Annotated in this window: 19 protein-coding genes; 7 read left to right on the top strand and 12 right to left on the bottom strand. The window is 33.4% G+C overall.

What is annotated here, in order from left to right; genetic code table 11:
* Positions 1 to 50: 50 nt before the first annotated feature.
* On the bottom strand, positions 51 to 2,132 hold the full coding sequence (malQ, locus tag EV697_RS08470; RefSeq protein ID WP_418883962.1) for a 4-alpha-glucanotransferase: 2,082 nt from the start codon (positions 2,130 to 2,132) through the stop codon (positions 51 to 53).
* Between the two features lie 76 nt (positions 2,133 to 2,208).
* Complete coding sequence (gene glgP, locus EV697_RS08465) at positions 2,209 to 4,605, bottom strand: glycogen/starch/alpha-glucan family phosphorylase (RefSeq protein WP_132024619.1); 2,397 nt, start codon at positions 4,603 to 4,605, stop codon at positions 2,209 to 2,211.
* 166 nt (positions 4,606 to 4,771) lie between these two features.
* Here glgP and malT point away from each other — a divergent pair, with 166 nt between their 5' ends.
* Positions 4,772 to 7,471, top strand: coding sequence for an HTH-type transcriptional regulator MalT (malT, locus tag EV697_RS08460; protein WP_132024617.1), 2,700 nt, complete (start codon positions 4,772 to 4,774; stop codon positions 7,469 to 7,471).
* 81 nt (positions 7,472 to 7,552) lie between these two features.
* Here malT and malG read toward each other — a convergent pair whose 3' ends face one another.
* The 3 genes from malG to malE all read right to left on the bottom strand — a co-directional run bounded on the left by malG (position 7,553) and on the right by malE (position 11,321).
* Positions 7,553 to 8,443: a maltose ABC transporter permease MalG gene (gene malG, locus EV697_RS08455; RefSeq protein WP_132024615.1), complete on the bottom strand. Its 891-nt coding sequence runs from the start codon at positions 8,441 to 8,443 to the stop codon at positions 7,553 to 7,555.
* 19 nt (positions 8,444 to 8,462) lie between these two features.
* On the bottom strand, positions 8,463 to 10,013 hold the full coding sequence (gene malF, locus EV697_RS08450; RefSeq protein WP_132024613.1) for a maltose ABC transporter permease MalF: 1,551 nt from the start codon (positions 10,011 to 10,013) through the stop codon (positions 8,463 to 8,465).
* 120 nt (positions 10,014 to 10,133) lie between these two features.
* Positions 10,134 to 11,321, bottom strand: a complete 1,188-nt coding sequence (malE, locus tag EV697_RS08445; protein ID WP_132024611.1) for a maltose/maltodextrin ABC transporter substrate-binding protein MalE — start codon at positions 11,319 to 11,321, stop codon at positions 10,134 to 10,136.
* Between the two features lie 409 nt (positions 11,322 to 11,730).
* On the opposite strand from malE, the gene malK reads away from it, so the two are divergent.
* From malK to purT, 6 genes are all read left to right on the top strand, one after another.
* Complete coding sequence (gene malK, locus EV697_RS08440; RefSeq protein ID WP_132024609.1) at positions 11,731 to 12,849, top strand: maltose/maltodextrin ABC transporter ATP-binding protein MalK; 1,119 nt, start codon at positions 11,731 to 11,733, stop codon at positions 12,847 to 12,849.
* Between the two features lie 99 nt (positions 12,850 to 12,948).
* A complete protein-coding gene (locus EV697_RS08435; protein WP_132024607.1) occupies positions 12,949 to 14,223 on the top strand; it encodes a maltoporin in 1,275 nt (424 codons plus the stop codon).
* A 75-nt stretch (positions 14,224 to 14,298) separates the two neighbouring features.
* Positions 14,299 to 15,180 carry a maltose operon protein MalM gene (malM, locus tag EV697_RS08430; RefSeq protein ID WP_132024605.1) on the top strand — a complete coding sequence of 294 codons (882 nt, stop codon included), beginning with the start codon at positions 14,299 to 14,301 and terminating at the stop codon, positions 15,178 to 15,180.
* A 134-nt stretch (positions 15,181 to 15,314) separates the two neighbouring features.
* Positions 15,315 to 15,923 carry a beta-phosphoglucomutase family hydrolase gene (locus tag EV697_RS08425; RefSeq protein WP_132024603.1) on the top strand — a complete coding sequence of 203 codons (609 nt, stop codon included), beginning with the start codon at positions 15,315 to 15,317 and terminating at the stop codon, positions 15,921 to 15,923.
* A gap of 340 nt (positions 15,924 to 16,263) precedes the next feature.
* Entirely contained in the window at positions 16,264 to 16,770 is a 507-nt protein-coding gene (gene luxS / locus EV697_RS08420) for an S-ribosylhomocysteine lyase (RefSeq protein ID WP_132024601.1), read from the top strand.
* A 27-nt stretch (positions 16,771 to 16,797) separates the two neighbouring features.
* Entirely contained in the window at positions 16,798 to 17,979 is a 1,182-nt protein-coding gene (gene purT, locus EV697_RS08415) for a formate-dependent phosphoribosylglycinamide formyltransferase (RefSeq protein ID WP_132024599.1), read from the top strand.
* 45 nt (positions 17,980 to 18,024) lie between these two features.
* Here the strand turns inward: purT and EV697_RS08410 are convergent, their stop codons facing one another.
* From EV697_RS08410 to nudC, 7 genes are all read right to left on the bottom strand, one after another.
* Positions 18,025 to 19,074, bottom strand: a complete 1,050-nt coding sequence (locus EV697_RS08410) for a YeiH family protein (RefSeq protein ID WP_481748684.1) — start codon at positions 19,072 to 19,074, stop codon at positions 18,025 to 18,027.
* 187 nt (positions 19,075 to 19,261) lie between these two features.
* The gene (gene glmS / locus EV697_RS08405) at positions 19,262 to 21,094 is read right to left on the bottom strand and encodes a glutamine--fructose-6-phosphate transaminase (isomerizing) (RefSeq protein ID WP_132024595.1); all 1,833 of its coding nucleotides are present in this window, start codon (positions 21,092 to 21,094) and stop codon (positions 19,262 to 19,264) included.
* Between the two features lie 58 nt (positions 21,095 to 21,152).
* On the bottom strand, positions 21,153 to 21,920 hold the full coding sequence (locus EV697_RS08400; protein WP_132024593.1) for a DeoR/GlpR family DNA-binding transcription regulator: 768 nt from the start codon (positions 21,918 to 21,920) through the stop codon (positions 21,153 to 21,155).
* Between the two features lie 120 nt (positions 21,921 to 22,040).
* Positions 22,041 to 22,313, bottom strand: a complete 273-nt coding sequence (locus EV697_RS08395) for an HU family DNA-binding protein (RefSeq protein WP_132024591.1) — start codon at positions 22,311 to 22,313, stop codon at positions 22,041 to 22,043.
* A gap of 155 nt (positions 22,314 to 22,468) precedes the next feature.
* Positions 22,469 to 23,059 carry a YjaG family protein gene (locus EV697_RS08390; RefSeq protein WP_132024698.1) on the bottom strand — a complete coding sequence of 197 codons (591 nt, stop codon included), beginning with the start codon at positions 23,057 to 23,059 and terminating at the stop codon, positions 22,469 to 22,471.
* Positions 23,060 to 23,077: 18 nt separating this feature from the next.
* The gene (gene hemE, locus EV697_RS08385) at positions 23,078 to 24,142 is read right to left on the bottom strand and encodes a uroporphyrinogen decarboxylase (RefSeq protein ID WP_132024589.1); all 1,065 of its coding nucleotides are present in this window, start codon (positions 24,140 to 24,142) and stop codon (positions 23,078 to 23,080) included.
* Between the two features lie 58 nt (positions 24,143 to 24,200).
* Positions 24,201 to 24,992 carry an NAD(+) diphosphatase gene (gene nudC, locus EV697_RS08380; RefSeq protein WP_132024587.1) on the bottom strand — a complete coding sequence of 264 codons (792 nt, stop codon included), beginning with the start codon at positions 24,990 to 24,992 and terminating at the stop codon, positions 24,201 to 24,203.
* Positions 24,993 to 25,084 lie beyond the last annotated feature (92 nt).

Here is a 25,084-nt window from a genome sequence, read left to right as displayed (position 1 = left end):
TATAAAATAAAGGGGCTATCGCCCCTTTATTATTGACATTAATTACTATTTTAGTCTACATGACGCTTCTTTCTAATACCTTGTAACAGTAATTTAATCTCCGTATCTGAAAAAATTTCTGCAACTGTTTTAGTTAATTTTCTACGCCAATTTGCATATTCATCACTTGTACCAGGAATATTTACAGGTTCCGTCATATCTAACCAATCCTCTGGTTGTAAACCAAATAATGCACTACTAACATTAGCAACATAATGTTGTAATTGATGATTAAATTTTTTGTTTACACAAGAAGATAACGTCTCATTAATTTCACTTTCTACATTTATGTTATTCTCTTGCAAACGTTCTAATATTTTGGATTTTGCATATATACGATCTATTTTCAATTTTGATAATACCTGTGAATTAGGATAAATACCAAATCTTTGCCCTAATTCAAAATCATATCCTCGCCAATACCCATTTACTGTTGGTAAATCATGAGTACTCAACGTGGTCATCGCTTGATAAGGGTAATCTTTTAAATTTCGGCTATTTCCCTGACTATCAAATTCAAAATAGAAAATTTTGTAAGATAAAATTCCTGCATTTTTTAATTTACTAATAATCTCTTTTGGTACCGTACCTAAATCTTCGCCAATAATTAAACTGTTATGACGATGACTTTCCAATGCTAAAATAGCCAGTAAATCATCTACAGGATACCGAATATAAACGCCATCTTTTGCTGTTTTATTTTTAGGAATCCACCATAATCTTAATAAAGACATAATATGATCAATACGTAATGCACCAGAATGCTTCATATTTGCTCTAACTAACTCAATAAATGGTTGATAGGCTCTTTGCTTTAATTTATGCGGATTTATTGGAGACAGCCCCCAATTTTGCCCTTGTGGCGCTAAAACATCGGGAGGGGCTCCTACAGACACATTTAAGCAATAAAGTTGTTTATCAAACCAAGTTTCAGCGCCATTATTTGTTACGCCAACAGCAAGATCTCGATAAAGCCCTATTGGCATTTTCTGTTCAAGACAAATATTGTAACATTCTTTTAATTGTTGATCCGCACAAAATTGTAACCACATATAAAATAAAACATCATTGATATGTTGTTTACGAAATTCTTGAACCGCATCAGAATGATAATCTTGGTATTCTTTTTGCCAATAATCCCAGCCAAACTTGTTACCAGACTCTTGACTAAAATATTGATGTAAGGCATCAAAAGTACCTTGTATTTGAAGACTTTCACCATTTTCTTGAATAAACTTTTCAAATTGTTTATGGCGAATATTACTTGCTTTTTCTTGGAAAAAATCAAACGCTAATTTTAACCCTTTTAATTTCAACTCGATGACCTTTGTATAATTAACAAATTCACAAGCACGAAGATTATCTAATGATTGTTGTACTTCTGAAGAATAAAACCACTTTTGCGCAACTTCAGAAGTTTGAAACTCAGGTATCTGTTCTACATCAATATAAATAATATTGATCCACTTTCTTGAAGATGGGCTATAAGGACTTGCACATTCAGGATTTGCAGGGAAAAGTGCATGAATAGGATTTAGTCCTACAAAATCAGCATGATAATCTTTAATTAAATATAAAAACTCTTTTAAATCGCTAAAATCCCCTATTCCCCAGTTATGCTCCGACCTTAATGTATATAACTGGATAAATGTTCCCCATAATTTTTTACCTTGCTGTAATTCTGCTGGCTGATAACATTTTTTGGGAGCAACAATAATACGTGAGTGAAACTGCTTTTTACCAAGTGTGACATAAAGATCATGATAGCCTAAAGGTAGTTCCCTAGGAAAATTAATAGAATTACGTTTAATTTTTCCAGTATAAGTCTGAACATTATTCTCAAGTTTTAATTCCCATTTACCTTGCAATAAATTTTGTTTATCCGCAACAGCTAAAGGTAAAAAGTGCGGTTGTTTTTCGTAAAAAATTTTTACAGTAGGTATTAAAGAACGGCGATTTAAAGCACTTTTTTTAAGATTTTTATAAAAAATTTTTCTAACTTTAGTACTCGCTCTAATTTTTAAACCACGCTCATTTAAAAAATAAGGCATAATGCCGACTCTGCTAAATGCTTTTTCTTGTTTTGATAAAATAGACACAGTGCCTCCACAACAAAATCATGTAAGCTCCCCTTTAATTTTTATTAAAGGGGAAAGGGAAAATAAAAATTTACTTTTTCAACCAAATACGTTGTTGATAATCACGGATAGAGCGATCAGAACTAAACATACCTAAACGAGCAGTATTTAAAATAGCACTGTGTACCCATTTATCTTTATTTAAGTAGGCTTCCCCAATATATTTTTGTGTATCAACATAACTTTCAAAGTCAGCAAAGACTAAGAATGGATCGTGATTTAATAAATTGTCTAACATCAAATTAAAGGTTGTTTTATCTCCATTAGATGCTTTACCTGTAGCTAAGAAATCAATTGCATTTTTTAATACTTCATTTTCATCATAATAATTTCTAGGGTGATAACCTTCAGCCAACAATTTACGAATACTATCCACTGTATGACCAAATAAGAAAATATGCTCTTTTCCAACCATTTCGGCAATTTCCACATTTGCCCCATCAAGCGTCCCTAAAGTTAACGCACCATTAAGAGCAAGTTTCATATTTCCTGTTCCAGATGCCTCTTTTCCTGCCATGGAGATTTGTTCTGACACATCGGCTGCAGGAATAATTTTTTCTGCCAAAGAAACACGATAGTCAGGCAAGAAAGCGACCTGTAATTTGCCTTTCATCATCGGATCATGATTAATAATCTCAGCAACATTATTAATGGCATGAATAATATTTTTAGCAAGATAATACCCTGGCGCAGCTTTCCCTGCGAAAACAAATAATCTAGGCGTAAAATCTTGATTAGGGTTATCTTTTAACGATTGATAAGTTGCAATAATATTCAATAGATTCAAATGCTGACGTTTATATTCATGAAAACGCTTAATCTGTACATCAAAAATTGCCTCTTGATTAACAGATAGCCCTAATGTTTTTTTGATTTCATCTGCTAATACGGCTTTGTTATTTTGTTTAATACGATAGTATTCTTCTTTGAAGCCACTATCATGACTAAATTTTTCAATTCCTTTTAATAAATTAAGATCTTTTGTCCAATCCCCCTCAATTGAGCGATCCAATAGATTACTTAATTGAGGATTTGCTTGTCTAATCCAACGACGTGGCGTAATACCATTAGTAACATTACAGAATTTATTTGGAAATAATTGATAATATTCAGGGAATAAATCCGTTACAATAAGATCAGAGTGAATTTGTGCTACACCATTTACCGCAAAACAAGTAACGACACATAGGTTTGCCATTCTTATTTTATCATTATTTAAAATAGCTACTTTTTCCCATACTTGCTCATCATCACCAAATTTTTCCACTACCTTTTCTTTAAAAGTGCGGTCAATTTTTTTAACAATTTGATAATGGCGAGGTAAAAGTGTTTTAAATAAGGCTAAATCCCATTGCTCTAAAGCTTCTGGTAATAAAGTATGATTAGTATAAGCAAAGGTTTCATTACAAATTTTCCACGCTTGCGTCCATGTCATATCATACTGATCCAACAACATTCTCATCAATTCTGGAATTGCCAAGGTTGGATGAGTATCATTTAATTGAATAACTTGATATTGACCAAATTCAGAGAGTGTATGTCCTTGAGCAAGATGGCGAGATAAAATATCTGCAACTGAACAGGCACAATGAAAATACTGTTGCATTAAACGCAATTTCTGTCCGTTAGGGTGATTGTCATTCGGATAAAGTACTTGAGTTAATGATTTTGCATTGATAATGACTTCATCTGCATTGAGGAAATCACCATTATTAAATTTTTCTAAATTAAATGATTGCTCGCTATTAGCTTCCCATAAACGTAATGGCTGAACAATATCATTTTTATAACCAACAATAGGTAAATCAAAAGCATAACCTTCAATCACTAAATCAGGTGCCCACTCATATTTATCGTCAGCTACTAATTTAATTTTTCCACCAAAAAATACCTCTTGAGTTTTAGATGAATTAAATGTATGCCAAGGGTAATGATCTCTATTCCATGTATCTGCTTTTTCTTTTTGTTCACCTTTTTCAAAATACTGTTTAAATAAACCATATTGATAATGTAAACCATAACCTGTAGCATTTTGAGCGATACTAGCCATTGAATCTAAATAACAAGCAGCCAAACGACCTAACCCCCCATTACCTAAAGCAGGATCTCTTTCTTGTTCTAATACATCAACAAGTTCTACATCATATTTTTTTAGGTAAGTAGCAATCTGTTCATAACAGCCTAAATTCATTAAATTATTACCCGTCAAACGCCCAATTAAGAACTCCATTGAAAGATAATTAACATGGCGTTTCTCCCGCCCTTGAACTGATGATTTACCATAATGGATATCGAGTGAGAATCTTGAAATAACCTCATACCATTGTGCTAAAGTAAATTGTTTTGGCGAGTCAACATCAAAATATTTACTGTATTTTTGTACTTGCTTATTAAATAACTCTATATCATATATAGAAAAGTTAGACATAATAATTCCTCATGGTCGATAATTTTATTCATTTCCTAGTACTTATTATGTAGAATCAAGACAAAACAAGATCATCCTTGTTATACTATTCCAAGTATGACCAACAAGTATGTTATTTTCATCCTGAAGGATGATTTCTTCGATCAACTAAATAGGTTATTAAAATATGTTAATTCCATCAAAGTTAGTTTGCTCTTATCGTTTAAAAAATAGCGTTAAACGACAGGGATTATTGAAAAAACTAGATAAATCAGAGCAATATTCTCTAGTATTAGTTAATGCTCCTGCGGGATATGGAAAAACGACATTAATTTCACAATGGATGACAAACCAGAAAAATGTAGGTTGGTACTCTTTAGATGAAAGTGACAATCAATCTGAACGATTTGCCAGTTATTTTGGTGCGGCATTAGAGCATGCCACTGGTAATTTATTACCTCAAATAAATATTATTGAGCGTAAATCCAATTTATTATCTTTATTTAGCCAACTATTAATTAATATCTCTGACATAAAACAACATTTTTATTTAGTTATTGATGATTACCATTTAATTGATAATGAAGAAATTCACGAAGCATTAAAATATTGGTTAAAACATCAACCTGAGTCCATGACATTAATTTTAATTTCTCGTTCTGTACCACCAATAGGTATTACAAGCTTACGAGTTCAAGAGCAAATACTGGAAATTGATGTTCAAGATCTTCCTTTTAATCACCAAGAAAGTATTGAGTTTTTCCAGTCTCGGCTGAATGATCAATTACCAGAAAATGAAATCACCTCACTTTGTGATGAAGTAGAAGGTTGGCCAACAGCGTTACAACTAATTAGCCTTTCAGCCAAACAACAAAATAAAAAACTCCAAGATGCTGCCAAACGCCTATCAAATATTCATAATTACCATATTAACGAATATTTAAATGATGAAGTATTAGAGTCAGTTGATGATGAAACCAAGTCTTTTATTCTACAATGTTCAGTTCTCAGAACAATGAATGAAACTTTAGTTAAAGAAGTAACTGGATGTGAAAATAGTTTAACGAAATTAGAAGCATTAGAAAAACAAGGGCTTTTCTTGCAACGTATGGATTCTGAGGATAACTGGTGGCGTTTTCATCCACTTTTTGCCTCATTTTTATCTTACTGTTCTCATATTCAATTTACTAAAAATTTGCCAGTACTACATCAACGAGCAGCAAAAGCCTGGCTCAAACTCGGTTATGTAACTGAAGCCTTATACCATGCCAATCAACTGGAAAACTATCAAGAAGTTTTAACCATTCTTTCTAGCCATGGTTGGAAATTATTTCATCAAGGGGAATTAAAATTACTGGAGGAAAGTTTATCTCATATTCCAGATATTCATTTAGTTTCCAATCCTAATTTAGTCTTACTAAAAGCATGGCTAGCACAAAGCCAACATCGCTATGATGAAGTAAATGGAATCTTTGCTCATTTTGATGTGATTTTTGAACAAAAAGATGTTCATTTAAGCATTGAAAACCAAGCAGAATTTAATACTCTCAGAGCCCAAGTCGCCATCAACCAAGGTGATGAAAATAAAGCGTTAGACTTAGCCACCAAAGCACTAGAACATTTACCAGAAAATGCCTACTATGCTCGTATTGTTGCAACCTCTATCATCGGTGAAGCATACCATTGCCATGGAAACTTTGATGAAGCACTGACTATGCTCAAAAAAGCAGAAAAAATGGGGTATCAATATAATACCTCTCATAATATTCTTTGGTCATTACTCCAACAAGCTGAAATTCTTATTGCACAAGGATTTCTACAAGCGGGTTATGATATGTTAGATAAAGCGATGTTATTTGTGAAAACCAATCACTTACAAAAAATCCCAATGTATGAATTTTTATTACGTTTGAAAGGGCAAATTTTATGGGATTGGTACAATCTAGATAAAGCGGAAGCAATGGCAAGTACAGGTATGGAAGTCTTATCTAAAGATGAAGAACGGCTACAATGTATCGCATTACTTTGTAAAATATCTATTGCAAGAGGTAATTTAGATAATGCTTCTCGATTATTGAAACAAATTAATCAGCTACAAAACGCTCATCATTACCATTATGACTGGAACGCTAATGCTGACCAAGTAAAAATTGTATTATGGCAAATGACCAATGATCTTGATGCAACAGAAGCATGGCTTATTCAAAATAAATATCCAACCACAGATAAAAACCATTTTACTCAAGTACAATGGCGTAATATTGCTCGAGCTCAAATTATGTTAGGTCAATTTGAACAAGCTCAAACTATCTTAGATAGGGTAATTAAAACAGGTGAAGAACTTCAGTTAATAAGTGATCTTAATCGAGCATTAATTTTACGAAATCGATTATATTTTTTACAAAATAAAAAAGCTGAAGCACAAAAAGATTTAATAGATGCTCTCAACTTATCTCGTCAAACAAATTTTATTAGTGTTTTTGTTATTGAAGGAGAAATAATGGCACAGCAAATTCGTCATTTATTACAAATGAATATACTTGATGAATTAGCATCCCATAAAGCAAAATTTATTTTACGCAATATCAACCAACATGCACGTCAGAAATTTGCCCATTTTGATGAACAATTTGTTGAAAATTTATTAAAAAATCCTGAGGTTCCTGAATTATTAAAAATAAGCCCATTAACACAACGAGAATGGCAAGTTTTAGGATTAATTTATTCTGGTTACAGTAATGAACAAATTTCTGAAGAATTACAAGTGGCAATAACAACAATTAAAACGCATATTCGTAATTTATACCAAAAAATTGGTGTAAGTAACCGAAATGAAGCCATTAATTACACGAAAAATTTACTGCAATTAATGGGTTATAACAGTTAAAATTTTCAATAAAAAATTTATTTTTACTGTACCTTTATTGATAAGATTAACACTCCAACAATAAAGGTACATAAATATTAATTATCCTTTTACACCACCAGCAGTCAAACCACCAACTAACCAACGTTGTGCAATTAAAAATACCGCTGTAATAGGTATAGCAGAAAGCACTGCAGCTGCGGCAAAATCACCCCATAAATAATTTTGTGGATAAAGATATTGTTGCATTCCAACAGCGAGCGTATAACTATTGACATCACGCAATAATAATGAGGCAACAGGTACTTCCGTAATCGCAGCAATAAATGAAAGAATAAATACCACCGCTAAAATTGGCACAGAAAGTGGTAACAGAATCAATCTAAAAGCCTGCCAAGGTGTCGCACCGTCTAATGCTGCCGCCTCTTCTAATGAACCATCAATAGTTTCAAAATAACCCTTGATCGTCCAAACATGTAATGCTATCCCACCGAGATAAGCAAAGATTACCCCTCCATGAGTATTTAACCCTAAGAACGGTATATATTGACCTAAACGATCAAACAAAGCATATAAAGCCACCAATGAAAGTACTGCTGGGAACATTTGGAAAATCAGCATACTTTGTAATAAAGTTTTCTTCCCTCTAAATTTCATTCTTGCAAAAGCATAAGCACAAGTTGTTGAGAGTGCAACAATGCCAACAGAAGTAACTACAGCAACTTTTATTGAATTCCACAACCAGAGCAACACTGGAAATGGCGGATTAGTTATTGAGCCATCGGCATTGGTTACACTGAATCCCAAAGCTAATTTCCAATGCTCAAAAGAAATTTCCGTAGGAATAATATCACCAAGAGCAAGATTGCCGGGACGAAGTGAGATACCAATAACCATTAATAATGGGAACATTATCAAACACAAAAAACTAATTAACACTAAATGCGTTGCCCACACTCTATAACGCATTGATTTAGGTTGTACAATCGCCATAACTATTCTCCTAATCTAATTAGTCTAATTTCATTTTACTTGCTTTAATATTTAACAGTGCTAAACCACCCACTAATAAGAAGATAATGGTAGCGATTGCAGCAGCTAAACCAAAATCTTGTGAGCCACTACCTTCAAAAGCAATCCGATAAGTATAGCTTACTAATAAGTCAGTATAGCCCGCTGGCGTGGTAGTGCCAATCATATCAGGGCGTCCATTTGTTAATAATTGAATTAGCACAAAGTTGTTAAAGTTAAAAGCAAATGAAGCAATCATTAAAGGTGTCAGAGGTTTTAATAATAAAGGTACTGTAATTTTCGTGAAATTTTGAATAACTGATGCACCATCCATTGCTGATGCTTCATAGAGATCTTGAGGAATAGCTTTTAATAGCCCCATACATAAAATCATCATATAAGGATAGCCTAACCAAGTATTTACGATAAGAATCATCATTTTCGCTAAAAACGGATCATTAAACCATTCTGGTTGAAGACCAAATAAGTGATGAAGAATCATATTAATTTCCCCAAAACTTTGATTAAATAAACCCTTAAACACCAAAATAGAAATAAATGCTGGAACAGCATAAGGTAAAATAAGTAATAAACGATATATTGCTTTACCTTTCAATGCCTCCCATTGAACAATACAAGCCAGCACCATACCAATAATAACAGTAAAGACAACCGTTAAAACAGAAAAAACAACTGTCCAAATAAAGATCTGGATAAACGGCTTTTGAATACCTTCATCTTCAAAAATACGTACAAAATTTTTAATACCTGTACTAACTGTAAATCCGGGCTCTAATTTCTGCGCTAACCATTGTCCGTTATCATCAATTTCTTGGAAAAAGCCGATTTCTTCATTCGCTTTATAAGTTTTTCCAGTTCGGTTATTTATCAGCGTTTTGTTTATATCATCAAATTTATAAGTATGTTGCTGTTGTGCAAATTGGCGTAATGAACTCATTCGTAATTCTTCACCATTTGGCAAAAGTGCGGTCATATTTTGAAGGGAATTACGATTTTGAATAACAAATTTTAAAGGAGCGGGGGTATTATTTGGCGCATCTTTTTCAATTAAAGTAACTTGGTTATCCGTAAATTTAACTTTCTCAGAAACAAAATTTTGTTCTGTTGTAGCACTATGCAAAGATAAAATAAACTCATCATTTTCTAATGGATAAAGTTTAAAGTCGTACTTTTCACCAGAAAAATAGCGTTGTTGAGTTAATACACTCACTGCTCTATCAAAGGCAAGTTGATTCGTTCCACTATAATTGGTAAAAGCAATCGCAATAGTCGCAACCAAAGGAAATAGAATAAAAATAACCATTCCCATAATACCAGGGTAAACATAACGCCAAGAGTAAACTTTATTACTTGTAAAAATATAAACGCCTGAACTAACAATAATTAATGTTAAAATTGCAAATAAATATTCACCTTGTGAATACATTAAAAACACAAAATAAAAATCAATTAATAACACACAGCCTGCAAGTATATATTTTAGCCAATTAACAGAGGATTGCGATGTGGTCAGTAAACCATTTTGTTGCATAATACACCTCGAAAAGTAAAAGAACGGATATCAAATATTATGATTATGCTAGAAAAAACTTATTTAGAATAAATTGTAGGGGATATCCCCCTACAATTAGGTTAATTAAAATTGATTAACTTATTTCTTTTGGATTCTAGCTTTCGCATCATCAAGCGCTTCTTTAACAGATTGACGACCAGTTACTGCATTATTAATCGCACTACGTTCTGCATACCAGAATGCACTCATTTGTGGAATATTTGGCATAATCTCACCATTTTGAGCATTTAACATAGTCGCTTCAATACGTGGATCTTTTGCTAATGTTTCTTGATAAGATTTTAATGCAACCGCACCTAGAGGTTTATCTTTATTAACTTTAGCTAATCCCTCATTCGTTAACAAATAATTTTCTAAGAACTCTTTTGCTAAATCCTTATTTGGACTAGCAGAGCTAATTGCCGCACTCAACACGCCAACAAATGGTTGAGAAGATTTACCATTTAATGTCGGTAATACAGCAACGCCATAGTTAATATTACTTTTTTCAATATTATCCCATGCCCATGGTCCATTAATTGTTAATGCTGTTTCACCTTTATTAAAACTTGCCTCAGCAACAGAGTAATCCATATCAGCACTAATTACTTTGTCCTTTACCATATCAACGACAAATTGTAGCCCTTTTTGTGAACCTTCATTATTTACACCAATATCATTCGCATCATAAGCATTATTATTGTATTTAAATGCATAACCACCATTTGATGATACAACAGGCCATGTGAAATAAGGTTCTGCTAGGTTCCACATAATCGCATTTTTACCCTCTTTCTTGAATTTTTTATCTAATTCAATAATTTCTTCCCAAGATTTTGGTGGATTAGGTAATAAATCTTTATTATAAATTAAAGATAAAGATTCAATTGCAACAGGATAACCAATAACTTTTCCATTATAAGTTTCCGCTTTCCAAGCAAAATCAGCAAATTTATCCTTAAACTCTTTACTTGGATGTAATTCAGCTAGTAATCCAGCTTGAGCATAGCCACCAAAACGGTCATGAGCCCAAAAAACAATATCAGGACCATCACCAGTTGATGCGACTTGTGGAAATTTTTCTTCTAATTTATCAGGATGTTCAACTAAAACTTCAATCCCTGTTTCAGCTTCAAATTTTTTACCAACTTCGGCTAAACCGTTATAACCTTTGTCACCATTAATCCAAATAACAAGTTTTCCCTCTGTCATTTTTGCCATAACAGATGATGAGATCATTAAACTTGCTGCTGCCGTTAAAGTAAAAGCTAATACTCTCTTATTCATAGATTACTCCCTCAATAATGTACGGTCTAAATTTTAAAAGATCTTTGTAATTATATAGAGATGATTTATATCATAATATGAACTACAAAAATTCAATATAAATTATCCTACAATATTCTCATTTGTTATCCCCCTTTTATCTACTCCCTACCCTTAAACACACCAAATTCTCTATTTTTTTCCAAATACGTGAGCTATCTCACAAAAAAATACGTATGTTTTGTGACCGAAATCACAGAATAATTAGATAATAAAATAATTCATCAAATTATAATAAAAAAATAAATTTTTAATCTAATACTTAAAAAAAAGAATAAAGGATGATTTCTTTTGGAGAAATATAAGTAAATATAACCGCACAATTTAGATCTCAACAAATTTATTTAAGTAAATATATAAAGAGGCTGATATGGCAAATGTATCCTTAAGAAAAGTTGGAAAATCTTACGGCAACGTACATATTTCTAAAGACATTAACCTAGAAATAAATGAAGGAGAATTTGTCGTTTTTGTCGGTCCATCAGGTTGTGGGAAATCAACATTACTCCGAATGATAGCCGGACTTGAAGATATCACTACCGGTGAACTTTATATTGGTGATAAATTAATGAATGATGTTCCTCCTGCTAAACGAGGAATTGGAATGGTCTTTCAGTCCTACGCTTTATATCCACATCTCAACGTGGCAGAAAATATGTCCTTTGGTTTAAAACTCGCAGGTATAAATAAAGCAGAGCGCGATAATCGAGTAAACCAAGTAGCTGAAGTGCTACAGCTTTCCCCTTTATTGGATCGTAAACCAAAAGCATTGTCTGGTGGTCAACGTCAACGTGTTGCAATTGGTCGTACACTCGTATCACAACCTGAAGTATTTCTACTTGATGAGCCATTATCTAACCTTGATGCAGCCTTACGAGTTCAAATGCGTGTTGAAATATCTAAGTTACATAAAAAACTTAATAGAACAATGATTTATGTTACTCATGATCAAATAGAGGCTATGACATTAGCGGATAAAATTGTTGTTCTAAATAAAGGAGGGATTGCTCAAGTAGGGAAACCATTAGAACTTTATCATTACCCAGAAAATCGCTTTGTTGCGGGCTTTATCGGTTCACCTAAAATGAATTTCCTCCCAGTTAGAGTAACTGACGTTGAATCAGTTCGTGTCCAAATAGAATTGCCTGATGCTAATCATCATAAGTTTTGGATTCCAGTCTCAGGCGAAGGTGTAAATATTGGAGAAAACTTATCTTTAGGCATTCGCCCCGAACATTTAGTACCTGCGGATAGCTCAACTGTAACCTTACAGGGTAAAGTTCAAGTTGTGGAATTACTTGGTAATGAAACTCAGGTACACCTCGAAATCCCAGAAATAAAACAGCCAACCTTAGTATATCGTCAAAATGACGTAGCGTTAATTAAGGAAGGGGAAACCTTGAGTATAGGTATAGTACCAGAACGTTGTCATTTGTTTAAAGATGACGGTACAGCTTGCCAACGATTATTTAAAGAAAAGGGAATATAGTCTTCCATTTATCTCAATAATTTTTTAATAAATACACAATTAGTAACTACTTGAAATAAAGATAGTTATGGTTTTTTACGTCTAAAAAAGAGGTTAAATATGAAAAATAGAAAAACATTATTAGCATTAATCATCGCTAGTGCTACTTTTGCGACAACTACCCACGCTGTGGAATTTCATGGTTATGCTCGTTCAGGAATTGGTTGGACATCTGGAGGAGGTGAACAATCAGCATTTACCGTAAATGGTGGGGGCTCTAAATATCGTTTAGGTAATGAAAATGATACTTATGTTGAATTCAAATTAGGTCAAGAGTTATTTAAAGACGGCGAAAAAACTATTTATTTAGACTCAAATGTTGCCTATGGTGGTATCTTACAACAAAATGACTGGGAATCTACTAGTCCAGCATTAAGAGAAATCAACGTTCAATTCAAAAATTTTGCAGAGAGCTTACCGGGAGCAACATTGTGGGCAGGTAAACGTTTTTACCAACGTCATGATGTTCATATGAATGACTTCTACTACTGGGATATTTCTGGTCCAGGTGCTGGGGTTGAAAATATTGATCTAGGCTTTGGTAAACTTTCTTTAGCTGTAACACGTGATACTGAAACAGGTGGAGCTTACGGTTGGACTTATGACCCTATCAAAAAATCTTGGAAATCAGATGAAAATATAAAAGAAAATGTTTATAACGATATTATTGATGTTCGCCTAGCTGATTTAAAAGTAAGCGAAAATGGACGTTTAGAAATTGGTGTTGATTACGGTAGTTCTCACACTAAAAACCATGCTTCCCGTGTAGAAAATGCGACAAAAAATGGCTATATGATCACAGCAGAACATACTCAAGGTAACTTCTTTGGTGGTTTCAATAAATTTACTGTTCAATATGCGACTGATGCAATGACATCTTGGAATAATGGTCATGCACAAGGGGGGCAAGCTGGCAATAGGGGTAAGATGCTCCGTCTAATCAATCAAGGTGTTGTGGTACCAACTGACAAAGTTGAAGTGATGTATGCTTTAATTTACCAAAAAACAGACTTAAAAAATAAAGCTGGTAACACTTGGTACTCTGCAGGGATTCGTCCAATGTATAAATGGAATAATACCATGAGCACATTACTTGAACTTGGTTATGATCGTATTAAAGATCAAGCAACTGGTAAGAAAAACTCTCTAACTAAAGTCACTTTAGCTCAACAATGGCAAGCTGGATCAAGTATCTGGGCACGTCCAGCAATCCGTGTATTCGGAACTTATGCACACTGGAATGACAAATTTAACCAAGACAATCGTACTAAAGCTGGTTACAAAGCAAAAGATGGAGAATTTATCGCTGGTGTTCAATTTGAGGCTTGGTGGTAATTCATAATATATTAAGTAAATATAAGGGGAAGTTACCTTCCCCTATCTTAATAAACCAATTAATTTGAGGATAATATGAAAAAAATATTTTTAGCTTCTTTTTTACTGGCGAATATGCTTGGAATAACAACAAGTTATGCTGAGACAATTCATATTAATTCTACAAGCCTATCTCAAATAAAATGGGAAAATATTGAACCTTCTCAAACAATTAATACCATTTTATCAGAGCAACAAAAACAAGAATTTACAAAAAGTTTTGCGGGAATCGCAAGCCCTGTGGCTGCATACAAAATTCCTACCACAACAAGTTCATTAAATATTACTATTGAAAGCCCTGTTGTAGATAAACATATTTTTGTACCAAGTGCGGTTGTTTTAGATAGTCATTTTAATGTAGCAACGACTTATCCATCATCTGCTTTTAAAGTACAAGAAGAGCGAGGGTTTAAAGGAAACAGATTTGAAGCTGAGTTAAATTTGACACCAACAGCGGAACAGGATTATATCTATTTATTGATATATACAACCGACAAAGATTTAGCACAAAAAACAAAGTTCCCTCATCCATCCAAAGCTTATGCAAAAGCAACAGGAAAACAACCTCCAGCTATTGCAGATATTGAGGTTACCCATAGTCTTAATGGAAAAATTAATATCTCTGTGAATGATACTGATGGAACACGTTTTGTTGGATTACCCACAACCATATTTTCGACATCTAAACCAAAAAAAACAGTTGTAGGAAAATCGGCTAATACTGAAGTAAGAAATAATAGCAATAAGGCAATAAATATCCCCGTAGATAAAGATACAGAACAGTATTTTAATCAGGCAGTAGCTAAGGCTCTAAAAGCAAACGATATAAATAAAGCATTAAATTTAGTTAATGAGGCTGAAAAATTAGGATTAACCTCACCTCGTCAAATATTTTTAAAACAAGTTTCTTCAAAATAATATAAATACAACGTCTTTTTCATTTGCCACGACATTAAATGTAGTGGCTTTTTTGATTTCAAAAATTATTTAATAAATATTCTTAATATTATGTAATAATAAAACGAGATATTTTAAGAAATGAAGGAAAATATATGTTAGATTTTAGTATGTTTGAAACATATGAGGGATTAATTTTTGATATGGATGGCACACTTATAAATACAATGCCTAGCCATAAGAAAGCCTGGGATAGAGTCGGTATTGAATTAGGTTATCCGCTAGATGGCAATATAATGTATGAATTAGGCGGTGCACCAGTAGGAACCATAGCTATGGAAATGATGAAAAGAAGTGATATGCCAATGGATCTACTTGAACAAGTGCTCAAATTAAAACAACAATATGGTATAGAACTTATTATGAAACATGCTACTCTTTTACCAGCATTTGATGTAGTAAAATTCTTTTTAAATAAAAAACCAATGGCATTAGGTACAGGCTCTCACCGTAATGTCGTAGAAATGCTACTTAATAAATTTGAATTACACCATTATTTTAATGCCGTAGTTGCTGCTGAAGATGTAAAAAATCATAAGCCAGCGCCAGATACTTTTTTACGTTGTGCCAAACTCTGCGGACTTAACCCTAAAAATTGTATTGTTTTTGAAGATGCCGATCTTGGAGTAGAGTCTGCATTAAAAGCTAAAATGGATGTTTTTGATGTAAGAATAAATAAACTCATAACATATAGAACAAGATAATAATAAGCAAAAAAAAGCCACCATAAAAGGTGGCAAATAACCTAAGGAACCAAATTTATTATAACAACTGCAAATACATACAACTTGACAGCTTTTTATGAGAGGCATGATAGCACAAAACCCCAAAAAAGTTTACATAAATTTACAAAATTTCTCTTTTAATTTCTATATTATTTAAAAATGATGGTATCGTAGTACTACCTTTAGGTATCATACCGTTTAATAAATAAAAAAAGCTACTATAAAAAATGTTAGTATTAAGCAGTCAATATCACATAAACGACAAATAGCTTAGAAAACTTATTTTCTTTTACATAAATTTACAATAAGGATAGATAAAATGCCATTACTTGATAGTTTTAAAGTGGATCACACAAGAATGAATGCTCCAGCGGTGAGAATAGCCAAAACAATGCGTACTCCTAAAGGAGATAGTATTACGGTATTTGATTTACGCTTTACCATTCCTAATAAAGAAAATTTACCTCCAAAAGGTATCCATACATTAGAACATTTATTTGCAGGATTTATGCGTGATCATCTCAATAATTCAGAAATTGAAATTATTGATATTTCACCAATGGGTTGCCGTACTGGTTTTTATATGTCTTTAATTGGTGTACCTAACGAGCAACAAGTTGCAACGGCGTGGCTTGCTTCAATGAAAGATATTCTAAATGTAAAATCTCAAGATGAGATACCAGAGTTAAACGAATATCAATGTGGTACATATACGGAACATTCTCTAGAAGAAGCCAAAGCTATTGCTCAACAAGTTATTGAGCGTGGTATTGGTGTAAATAAAAATGATGATTTATTGTTAGATGAAAATCTAATTAATCCATAAAATATTTTTAGTTTAAAAGGATAGTAAATGACAACATTAGGCACAGCATTAACATCAAAAGCAACAAAAGTAATGATGCTTGGTTCAGGTGAACTTGGTAAAGAAGTAGTGATTGAATTACAACGCTTAGGGGTTGAAGTAATTGCAGTAGATCGTTATGAAAACGCTCCTGCTCAACAGGTTGCTCACCGAGCTTATACTATTTCAATGCTTGATGGAAAAACATTGAAAGCATTAGTCGAAAAAGAAAAACCTGACTATATTGTTCCTGAAGTGGAAGCCATTGCAACCGCTACGTTAGTTGAATTAGAACAAGCGGGCTTTAATGTTATTCCTACGGCAAAAGCGACCCAATTAACAATGAATAGAGAAGGGATTCGCCGTTTAGCCTCTGAAGAATTGGGATTACCAACATCAAACTATCAATTTGTTGATAATTTTGAAGACTTCAAAAGTGCGGTCGAAAAAATTGGTATTCCTTGCGTGGTTAAACCAATTATGTCTTCATCTGGCCACGGTCAAAGTATTTTAAAATCCTTAGATGATATACAAAAAGCCTGGGATTACGCTCAACAAGGTGGCAGAGCAGGCGCTGGTAGAGTTATTGTCGAAGGATTTGTTAAATTTGATTATGAAATTACTTTACTTACTGTTCGCCATATTGGTGGCACGTCATTCTTAGCACCAATTGGGCATAGACAAGAAGATGGCGATTATCGTGAATCTTGGCAACCACAAAAAATGTCGGATATCGCTTTAGCAAAAGCACAACAAATTGCTGAAAAAATTACTACCGCACTTGGTGGTCGTGGTATTTTTGGAGTAGAAATGTTTGTTTGTGGCGATGACGTTATTTTCAACGAGGTTTCTCCACGTCCACATGATACAGGTATGGTAACCTTAATTTCACAAGAATTATCTGAATTTGCACTACACGCTCGTGCAATTTTAGGTTTACCTATTCCAAATATTAACCTAATTAGTCCTTCAGCCTCGAAAGCCATTGTTGTAGAAGGTAAATCTAACCAAGTGCAATTTGGTAATTTAGAACAAGTATTAAGTGAAGAAAATACCAATATTCGTTTGTTTGGTAAAGGTGAAGTTGATGGACATCGTCGTATGGGCATTATTCTCGCAAGAGATGAAAGTGCTGAATTAGCTTTGGAAAAAGTAAAACGTGCTTATGAAAAATTAGTGATTACCCTATAATTCATTTGACATTCGGCTCACATAATATGAGCCGAATTTTCTATGTTAACCGAATATACTTTGAATAATTACATTCACTAATCCACCACCAACAACTAACCAAACAAAAATTATCGCCCCTAAAATTAAGGGTTTAATTCCCGCCTGTTTAATCGCACTCAAATGAGTGGTTAACCCTAAAGCAAACATTGCCATAGTCAGCAGTAGGTTATCAATAAATACTAAGACAGACAAAATATTTTTTGGTAAAGATAACCAAGTATTTAGTAGCACAATAAAGATAAAAATAAAAGCAAACCAAGGCACTTGGAGCTGTTTCACTCTTTGATTAAATGCGATTTCCTGAGATTGCTGATTCCCTACCAAAACAAAAGATAAAACAAGTAGAAAAGGGGCTAACATCATCACTCGAATCATTTTAGTAATCACTGCAGTACTAGTAACACTGGTATCAACGGCATTCCCAGCTACCACCACTTGTGCCACTTCATGTACTGTTGAGCCAATATAAATCCCATAATCTTGCGTACTCAACCAAGGTTGCAACCACCCTATTTGGTATAACATTGGATAAACAAGCATTGCGATGGTACCAAATACAACCACCGTTGCCACAGCAATAGTCACTTTATAAGGTTCAGGTTTTACAACAGGTTCAGTTGCAATTACCGCTGCTGCTCCACAAATACTTGCACCCGCTCCCATTAAAATAGTGATCTGTTTATCCATTTTTAACAGCTTTATCCCAAGCCAATAAGTGAGTAAAAAAGTAAAGGATAAAATGAGAACATCGCTAAAAATAGCGGGCATTCCTACACTAGCCACGTCAATGAACGTTAATTTAACACCATAAAGCATTATCGCTAAACGTAAGATTTGCCCTTTTACAAAGCCAACACCAGCACTAAGCGGCTTTTCTATTCCAGAATAAAAAGTATTACCAATTAAAATACCAATCAAAATAGCCAAGGTTAAAGAAGACATTCCAAAGGTATGCCCATTTGTCCAATTTGATAAATTTTGATTAATCCATAAACAAAATAAGCCCCAAACTAATGTGGCAACGATTCCTAAAAAGTGCGGTCGTTTTGGGATATAGTTTTTTGCTGATTTGAATAATTCCATATAAGCCTTCTTGTCTATTATTAGAATAATAGCTCAACAATATTAAGGTAAATAAGTATAAGGCAATACAAATAACAATGAAATAAAGTGCGGTGCTTTTTTAACACATTTATGATAAAGGCTAAAGATATATTAGCCTTTAAATTGATAATAAAATTTACTCGACAGTAACCGATTTAGCCAAATTTCTAGGTTGATCCACATCTGTTCCTTTGATTAAAGCGACATGATAAGACAATAACTGCATTGGAATTGTATAAAAAATTGGTGCCGTTATATTGTTTACTTCTGGCATAGTAATTACTTTAATATTTTCACTCTCTTTAAAATTAGCATCTCTATCTGTAAAGACATATAATTGCCCCCCTCTAGCAGCGACTTCTTCAATATTGGATTTTAATTTTTCCAGTAGGTCATTGGTCGGTGCGATCACAATTACAGGCATATCGGCATCAATAAGTGCTAATGGGCCATGCTTTAATTCACCTGCTGCATAAGTTTCTGCATGAATATAAGAAATCTCTTTTAATTTTAATGCTGCTTCCATTGCGATAGGATAATATTCTCCACGCCCTAAGAAAAGTGAATGGTGTTTTTCGGCAAAATCTTCTGATAAAATCTTAATTTGTTCATCAATTCCTAAAGCATTTTCAATATCTTTTGGAAGAGCTTGTAATGCTTTAATAATTAATTTTTCTTTTTCAACAGAAATATGCCCATTTAGTTTTCCCATTGCGGTTACTAACATAAGCATTGTAACCAATTGTGTAGTAAATGCTTTTGTTGAAGCGACACCGATTTCAACACCAGCTCTTGTCATAAATGCAAAATCAGACTCTCTAACCAAAGATGAGCCAGCCACATTACAAATGGCGAGAGTGGACATATATCCTTTTTCTTTTGCCAAACGTAAAGCAGCCAAAGTGTCCGCTGTTTCGCCGGATTGAGAAAGAGTAATTAATAAACTATTTGGTCGCAATACCGATTGACGATAACGAAACTCTGAAGCAATTTCTACATTACAACTAATACCCGCTAAATTTTCAAACCAGTAACGTGCCACCATACCGGCATTATATGAAGTGCCACAGGCTACAATTTGAATATTTTCAACATTTTTTAAAATCTCATTTATACCATTACCAATGCTTTCAACAATAATACTATCGTGATTCAAACGTCCTTCCATAGTATTAATAAGTGCGGTCGGTTGCTCAAAAATTTCTTTTTGCATAAAGTGTCGATGTTGACCTTTATCAGCGACATCTGCTTCTATATTTGCATTATGAGCTAGACGTTCTACTTTTTCACCATTACGATTATAAATATTAATTTGACGACGAGAAATATCGGCAACATCCCCCTCTTCTAAAAAAATAAAACGATGAGTTACACTTAAGAGTGCTAGTTGATCAGAGGCAAGAAAATTTTCGCCTATTCCTAATCCTATCACTAATGGGCTGCCAGAACGTGCTGCAATCAAATGCTCTGGATCATTGCTATCAATCACAGCCATACCATAGGCACCAATTAATTGTGGCACGACTTTTTTAACCGCATCCAACAATGTTTCTGAAGAACGCATTTCCCATTCAATAAGATGAGCAATCACTTCCGTATCAGTCTGTGATGAAAAAATATAACCTTTTTCTTGTAATCTGTGACGTAGTATCTCGTAATTTTCAATAATACCATTATGAACAACGGCAAAATTGCCTGAAATATGAGGATGGGCATTATTTTCAGAAGGTTCACCGTGGGTTGCCCAACGAGTATGTGCAATACCTGTTCCCCCTAAAAGTGGTTGTTTCTCAAGTGTATTTTCTAATTCTTGTACTTTTCCAAGACTGCGTACACGTTGTAATTGTTTTTTATTATTAACAACCGCAATCCCCGCCGAATCATATCCTCGATATTCTAAACGATGTAATCCATTAATTAATATTTCAGCAACATCTCGCTGAGCGACCGCCCCAACTATTCCACACATAATTATTCCTTTTCTAAAATCTAATTATTTTTTAACCGCACTTTTCATCTTAATGATGTCAATCCGTGTTTGCACAAACTACTTCAACATTTTGTTGTTCTATTAGTTTTTTTATATCTTCTGACAATAAATCATCGGTAATCAACACATCAATTTGTTGCCAAACAAGCTCTAAATTAGGCATTTTTCGACCAATTTTATGTGATTCCACCATAACAATAACTTCACGAGAAACTTCCGCCATTACTTGACTTAACCCCACCAACTCATTAAAGGTTGTTGTGCCTCGTGCTAAATCTAGCCCATCAGCCCCGATAAATAATTGATCAAAATTATAAGAACGCAATACTTGTTCAGCTATTTTTCCCTGAAAAGATTCAGATCCACTATCCCAAGTTCCCCCTGTCATCAATAACGTGGGTTCATTTTCTAAGGAACGTAACTCATTGGCGACATATAAGGAATTTGTCATCACCACCAAACCTTGTTTATGATTTAATTGCTTAATTAATGCAGCGGTGGTACTGCCACTGTCAACAATGATTCGATTATGATCCAAAATACGTTCAGCAGCGGCTTTAGCAATCGCAAACTTTCGTTCCGAAAGATAATTATCTGTTGATTCTTCAATAAATTCTTTTGGCATTAACACTGCGCCACCGTAACGGCGTAATAAAAAACCATCACTTTCTAATGCACTAAGATCTTTACGAATAGTCACTTCGGATGTATTAAAATGTTTAACTAGCGCTTCGACTGTTACTTCTCCTTCTTTTTGGAGAAGTTGCATAATAAGATGTCGCCTTTGTTGATTATTTCGTTTCATAATAAAAAGTAAATTTAAGTTTCGAAACGAAATTATATAACATTTTAGGTATTTGTAAACTAAAAAAAATCCTATACATATGTATAGGATTATAATTTTACATAAATGAGGAATTGTAGATTATTTTAAAGAATCTTTTAATGCTTTACCAGCAACAAACGCAGGAACTTTAGATGCAGCAATTTTAATTTCAGCACCAGTCTTTGGATTACGACCAACACGAGCTTTACGTTCATTTACTTTAAACGTACCAAAACCTATTAATTGTACTGGTTCACCTTTTTTTAAGCTACCACCAATAGCCTCTAAAGTTGCCTCTAAAGCGGCCTTAGCTTGTTTTTTATTTAAATCTGCCGCACTTGCAATAGCATCAACTAAATCTGTTTTGTTCATAAATTAGTACCTTCTATTCAAAAAAATTAATAAGATAGAATAAAATAAATTTTTATTCTTATTGCTCTTAAAGACTGTTAGCACAGTGCCTAAAGGATAATCTAAGTTTCAAATAAAACAAAGCAATATATTTAAAAATTGTTAACTAAATCATATTAGCAGTCAATTTTAATCCCTATATTAGATATCATCTGCTCTCTTAGGTCAGTTTTTAAACCACTAATTAATGAAATATCTCTTTTCTCACATTCATTTAACAAACGATATATTTGCCACTGTATATCTAATTCTTGTTCAATTTCATCTGAATTTTTAAGCTCTTGCTCTGATAATTCTCTTTCCAACTCTGTTTCTAAAAATATGGCAACAGTTTGAATTGAGAGTTGACTGACTTTAACGGCTTGTTCTAATGTAGAACCTGCAATAATGGTATGAAGCAATTCTGATAATGCCTCACAAGCATCTACAGCAGGAACAATACCATAAAAATCATAATCATTAATATCAGGAATGATATTTTCTAATTTTTCTAACTGATTATCAAAGTTAATTTTTACATCTTTTACTGTTAAATATTCCCAAACAAGATTAAGGATATTATGATAAATCCTAGCGTTTTCTTGCTGATTAGTAACTTGACAAAATAAATGATAATTCGGGTACATTCTTTCACATAAACAAGTAATAAATGTAATATGTTGCCAACTTTCTAATTTTTCTAAACGCTTATGAATTGGATTTTTTATCATTTTAATTCCCCTCTCTTATTTATGATAAGGTTGAGAATACTGATGAATAGCTTCAACAAAAATATGAGGACTATTTTCTGGTACATCTTGATGAATTCCATGACCAAGATTAAATACATGACCAGAACCTTTACCAAAATCAGCCAATATTTGTTTTACTTCTTGCTCAATTCTTTCTGCTGGTGCATATAAAACTGAAGGATCCATATTTCCTTGTAACGCGACTTTATGACCCACTCTAGCTTTCGCATCAGCTAAATTGACTGTCCAATCTAAACCTATCGCATCACAACCTGTATCAGCAATAGCTTCAAGCCACAATCCACCACCCTTAGTAAATAATGTAACAGGTACTTTGTTTCCTTCATTCTCTCGAATTAAATTATCCACAATTTTATGCATATATTGCAACGAGAAATCCAAATACTCACGATGTCCCAACACGCCTCCCCAGGTATCAAAAATCATCACAGACTGAGCGCCTGCTTTAATTTGAGCATTTAAATATAGGCTTACTGAGTAAGCTAGCTTATCTAATAGCTGGTGTAATACTTTTGGATCAGAGTACATCATTTTTTTAATTTTTGTAAAAGCTTTACTACTTCCACCCTCTACCATATAAGTAGCTAGCGTCCATGGGCTACCAGAAAAACCGATTAATGGCACTTCACCATTTAACTCTCTGCGAATAGTTCGTACCGCATTCATTACATACTGCAATTCAACTTCAGGATCAGGAATAGGTAAATTTTCAACCGCAGTTTTAGTCTCAATAGGATGAGCAAACTTAGGACCTTCTCCGACACCGAAACTTAAGCCTAATCCCATTGCATCAGGAATAGTTAAAATATCTGAAAAAAGAATTGCAGCATCAAGATCATAACGGCGTAAAGGTTGTAAAGTAACTTCACAAGCAAGATCAGCATTACGACATAATGACATAAAATCACCAGCTTCTGCTCTCGTTGCTTTATACTCTGGTAAATATCGACCAGCTTGACGCATCATCCAAACAGGCGTCATATCCACCGGTTCACGTAATAATGCTTTTATATAACGATCATTTTTTAATGTTGCCATTCTTTTATATATCCTTTTTAGTTTATGCTGAATGAAAATTGTTCAGCACATAGTGTAATTAACTTAATTTATCTTCTTTTTTACAAATTTCTAATGTAGCTTGAATCAGTTTTAATGCAATAGTACCCTCTGGTGGTAATATTGGCAATTCTTCATCATAACGAAACCATCTTGCATCTCGTAACTCTTCTTTTTGCAAACAAATTTCACCACTATCATAATCCGCCAAAAACCCAACCATCTCAGAATTAGGAAATGCCCAAGGCTGACTACCAAAATAACGAATATTCTTAACTTTTAATCCCGTTTCTTCAAAAATCTCCCGTTCTACCGTATCCTCAAAACGTTCACCAACCTCAACAAATCCAGCCAAAGTCGTGTACATTCCATCAATATGCCGAACATGATTTGCTAATAAAATTTCTTGATTACGACGAATAGCAACAATAATTGAAGGACAAATAACGGGATAACAACGATAATTACAGCTTACATTACTACATTGAACCGCCCATTCATCTTGGGTAAGATTATTTTTACTACCACACTTTCCGCAATACTGGTGACTTTTTAAAAAATAATTTAATTCGATGCCACGATTTAACAAATTAAATTGTTTTTCAGGCAGATAAAGCAAATCCCTTAATGAAACATATTCACGATTATCATTTTCTATTTCCTCAACAAGCATTAATGGTAACCCTTGCCACTTACCAATACACATTGCTTTTCGATTCACTAGCTCAAAATCATCTGCTCTTCCTTGAGGTAAATTACCATTTACTAAATAAATATGAAAATCGCGAGTGAATAACCAAAATCCTATATCATCTTGTTTAATTATTTCCATATTATTCTACCATCATAAAAAAGAGAATTTTATTATAAAGTTTTCCAAAAAATTTAGCGAATATTTAACAACTTTCAATAAAATTATCGTAT

This window comes from Bisgaardia hudsonensis (genome assembly GCF_004345785.1).
Lineage (GTDB): Bacteria > Pseudomonadota > Gammaproteobacteria > Enterobacterales > Pasteurellaceae > Bisgaardia > Bisgaardia hudsonensis.
This window is presented reverse-complemented; position numbering and strand designations above follow the sequence as displayed.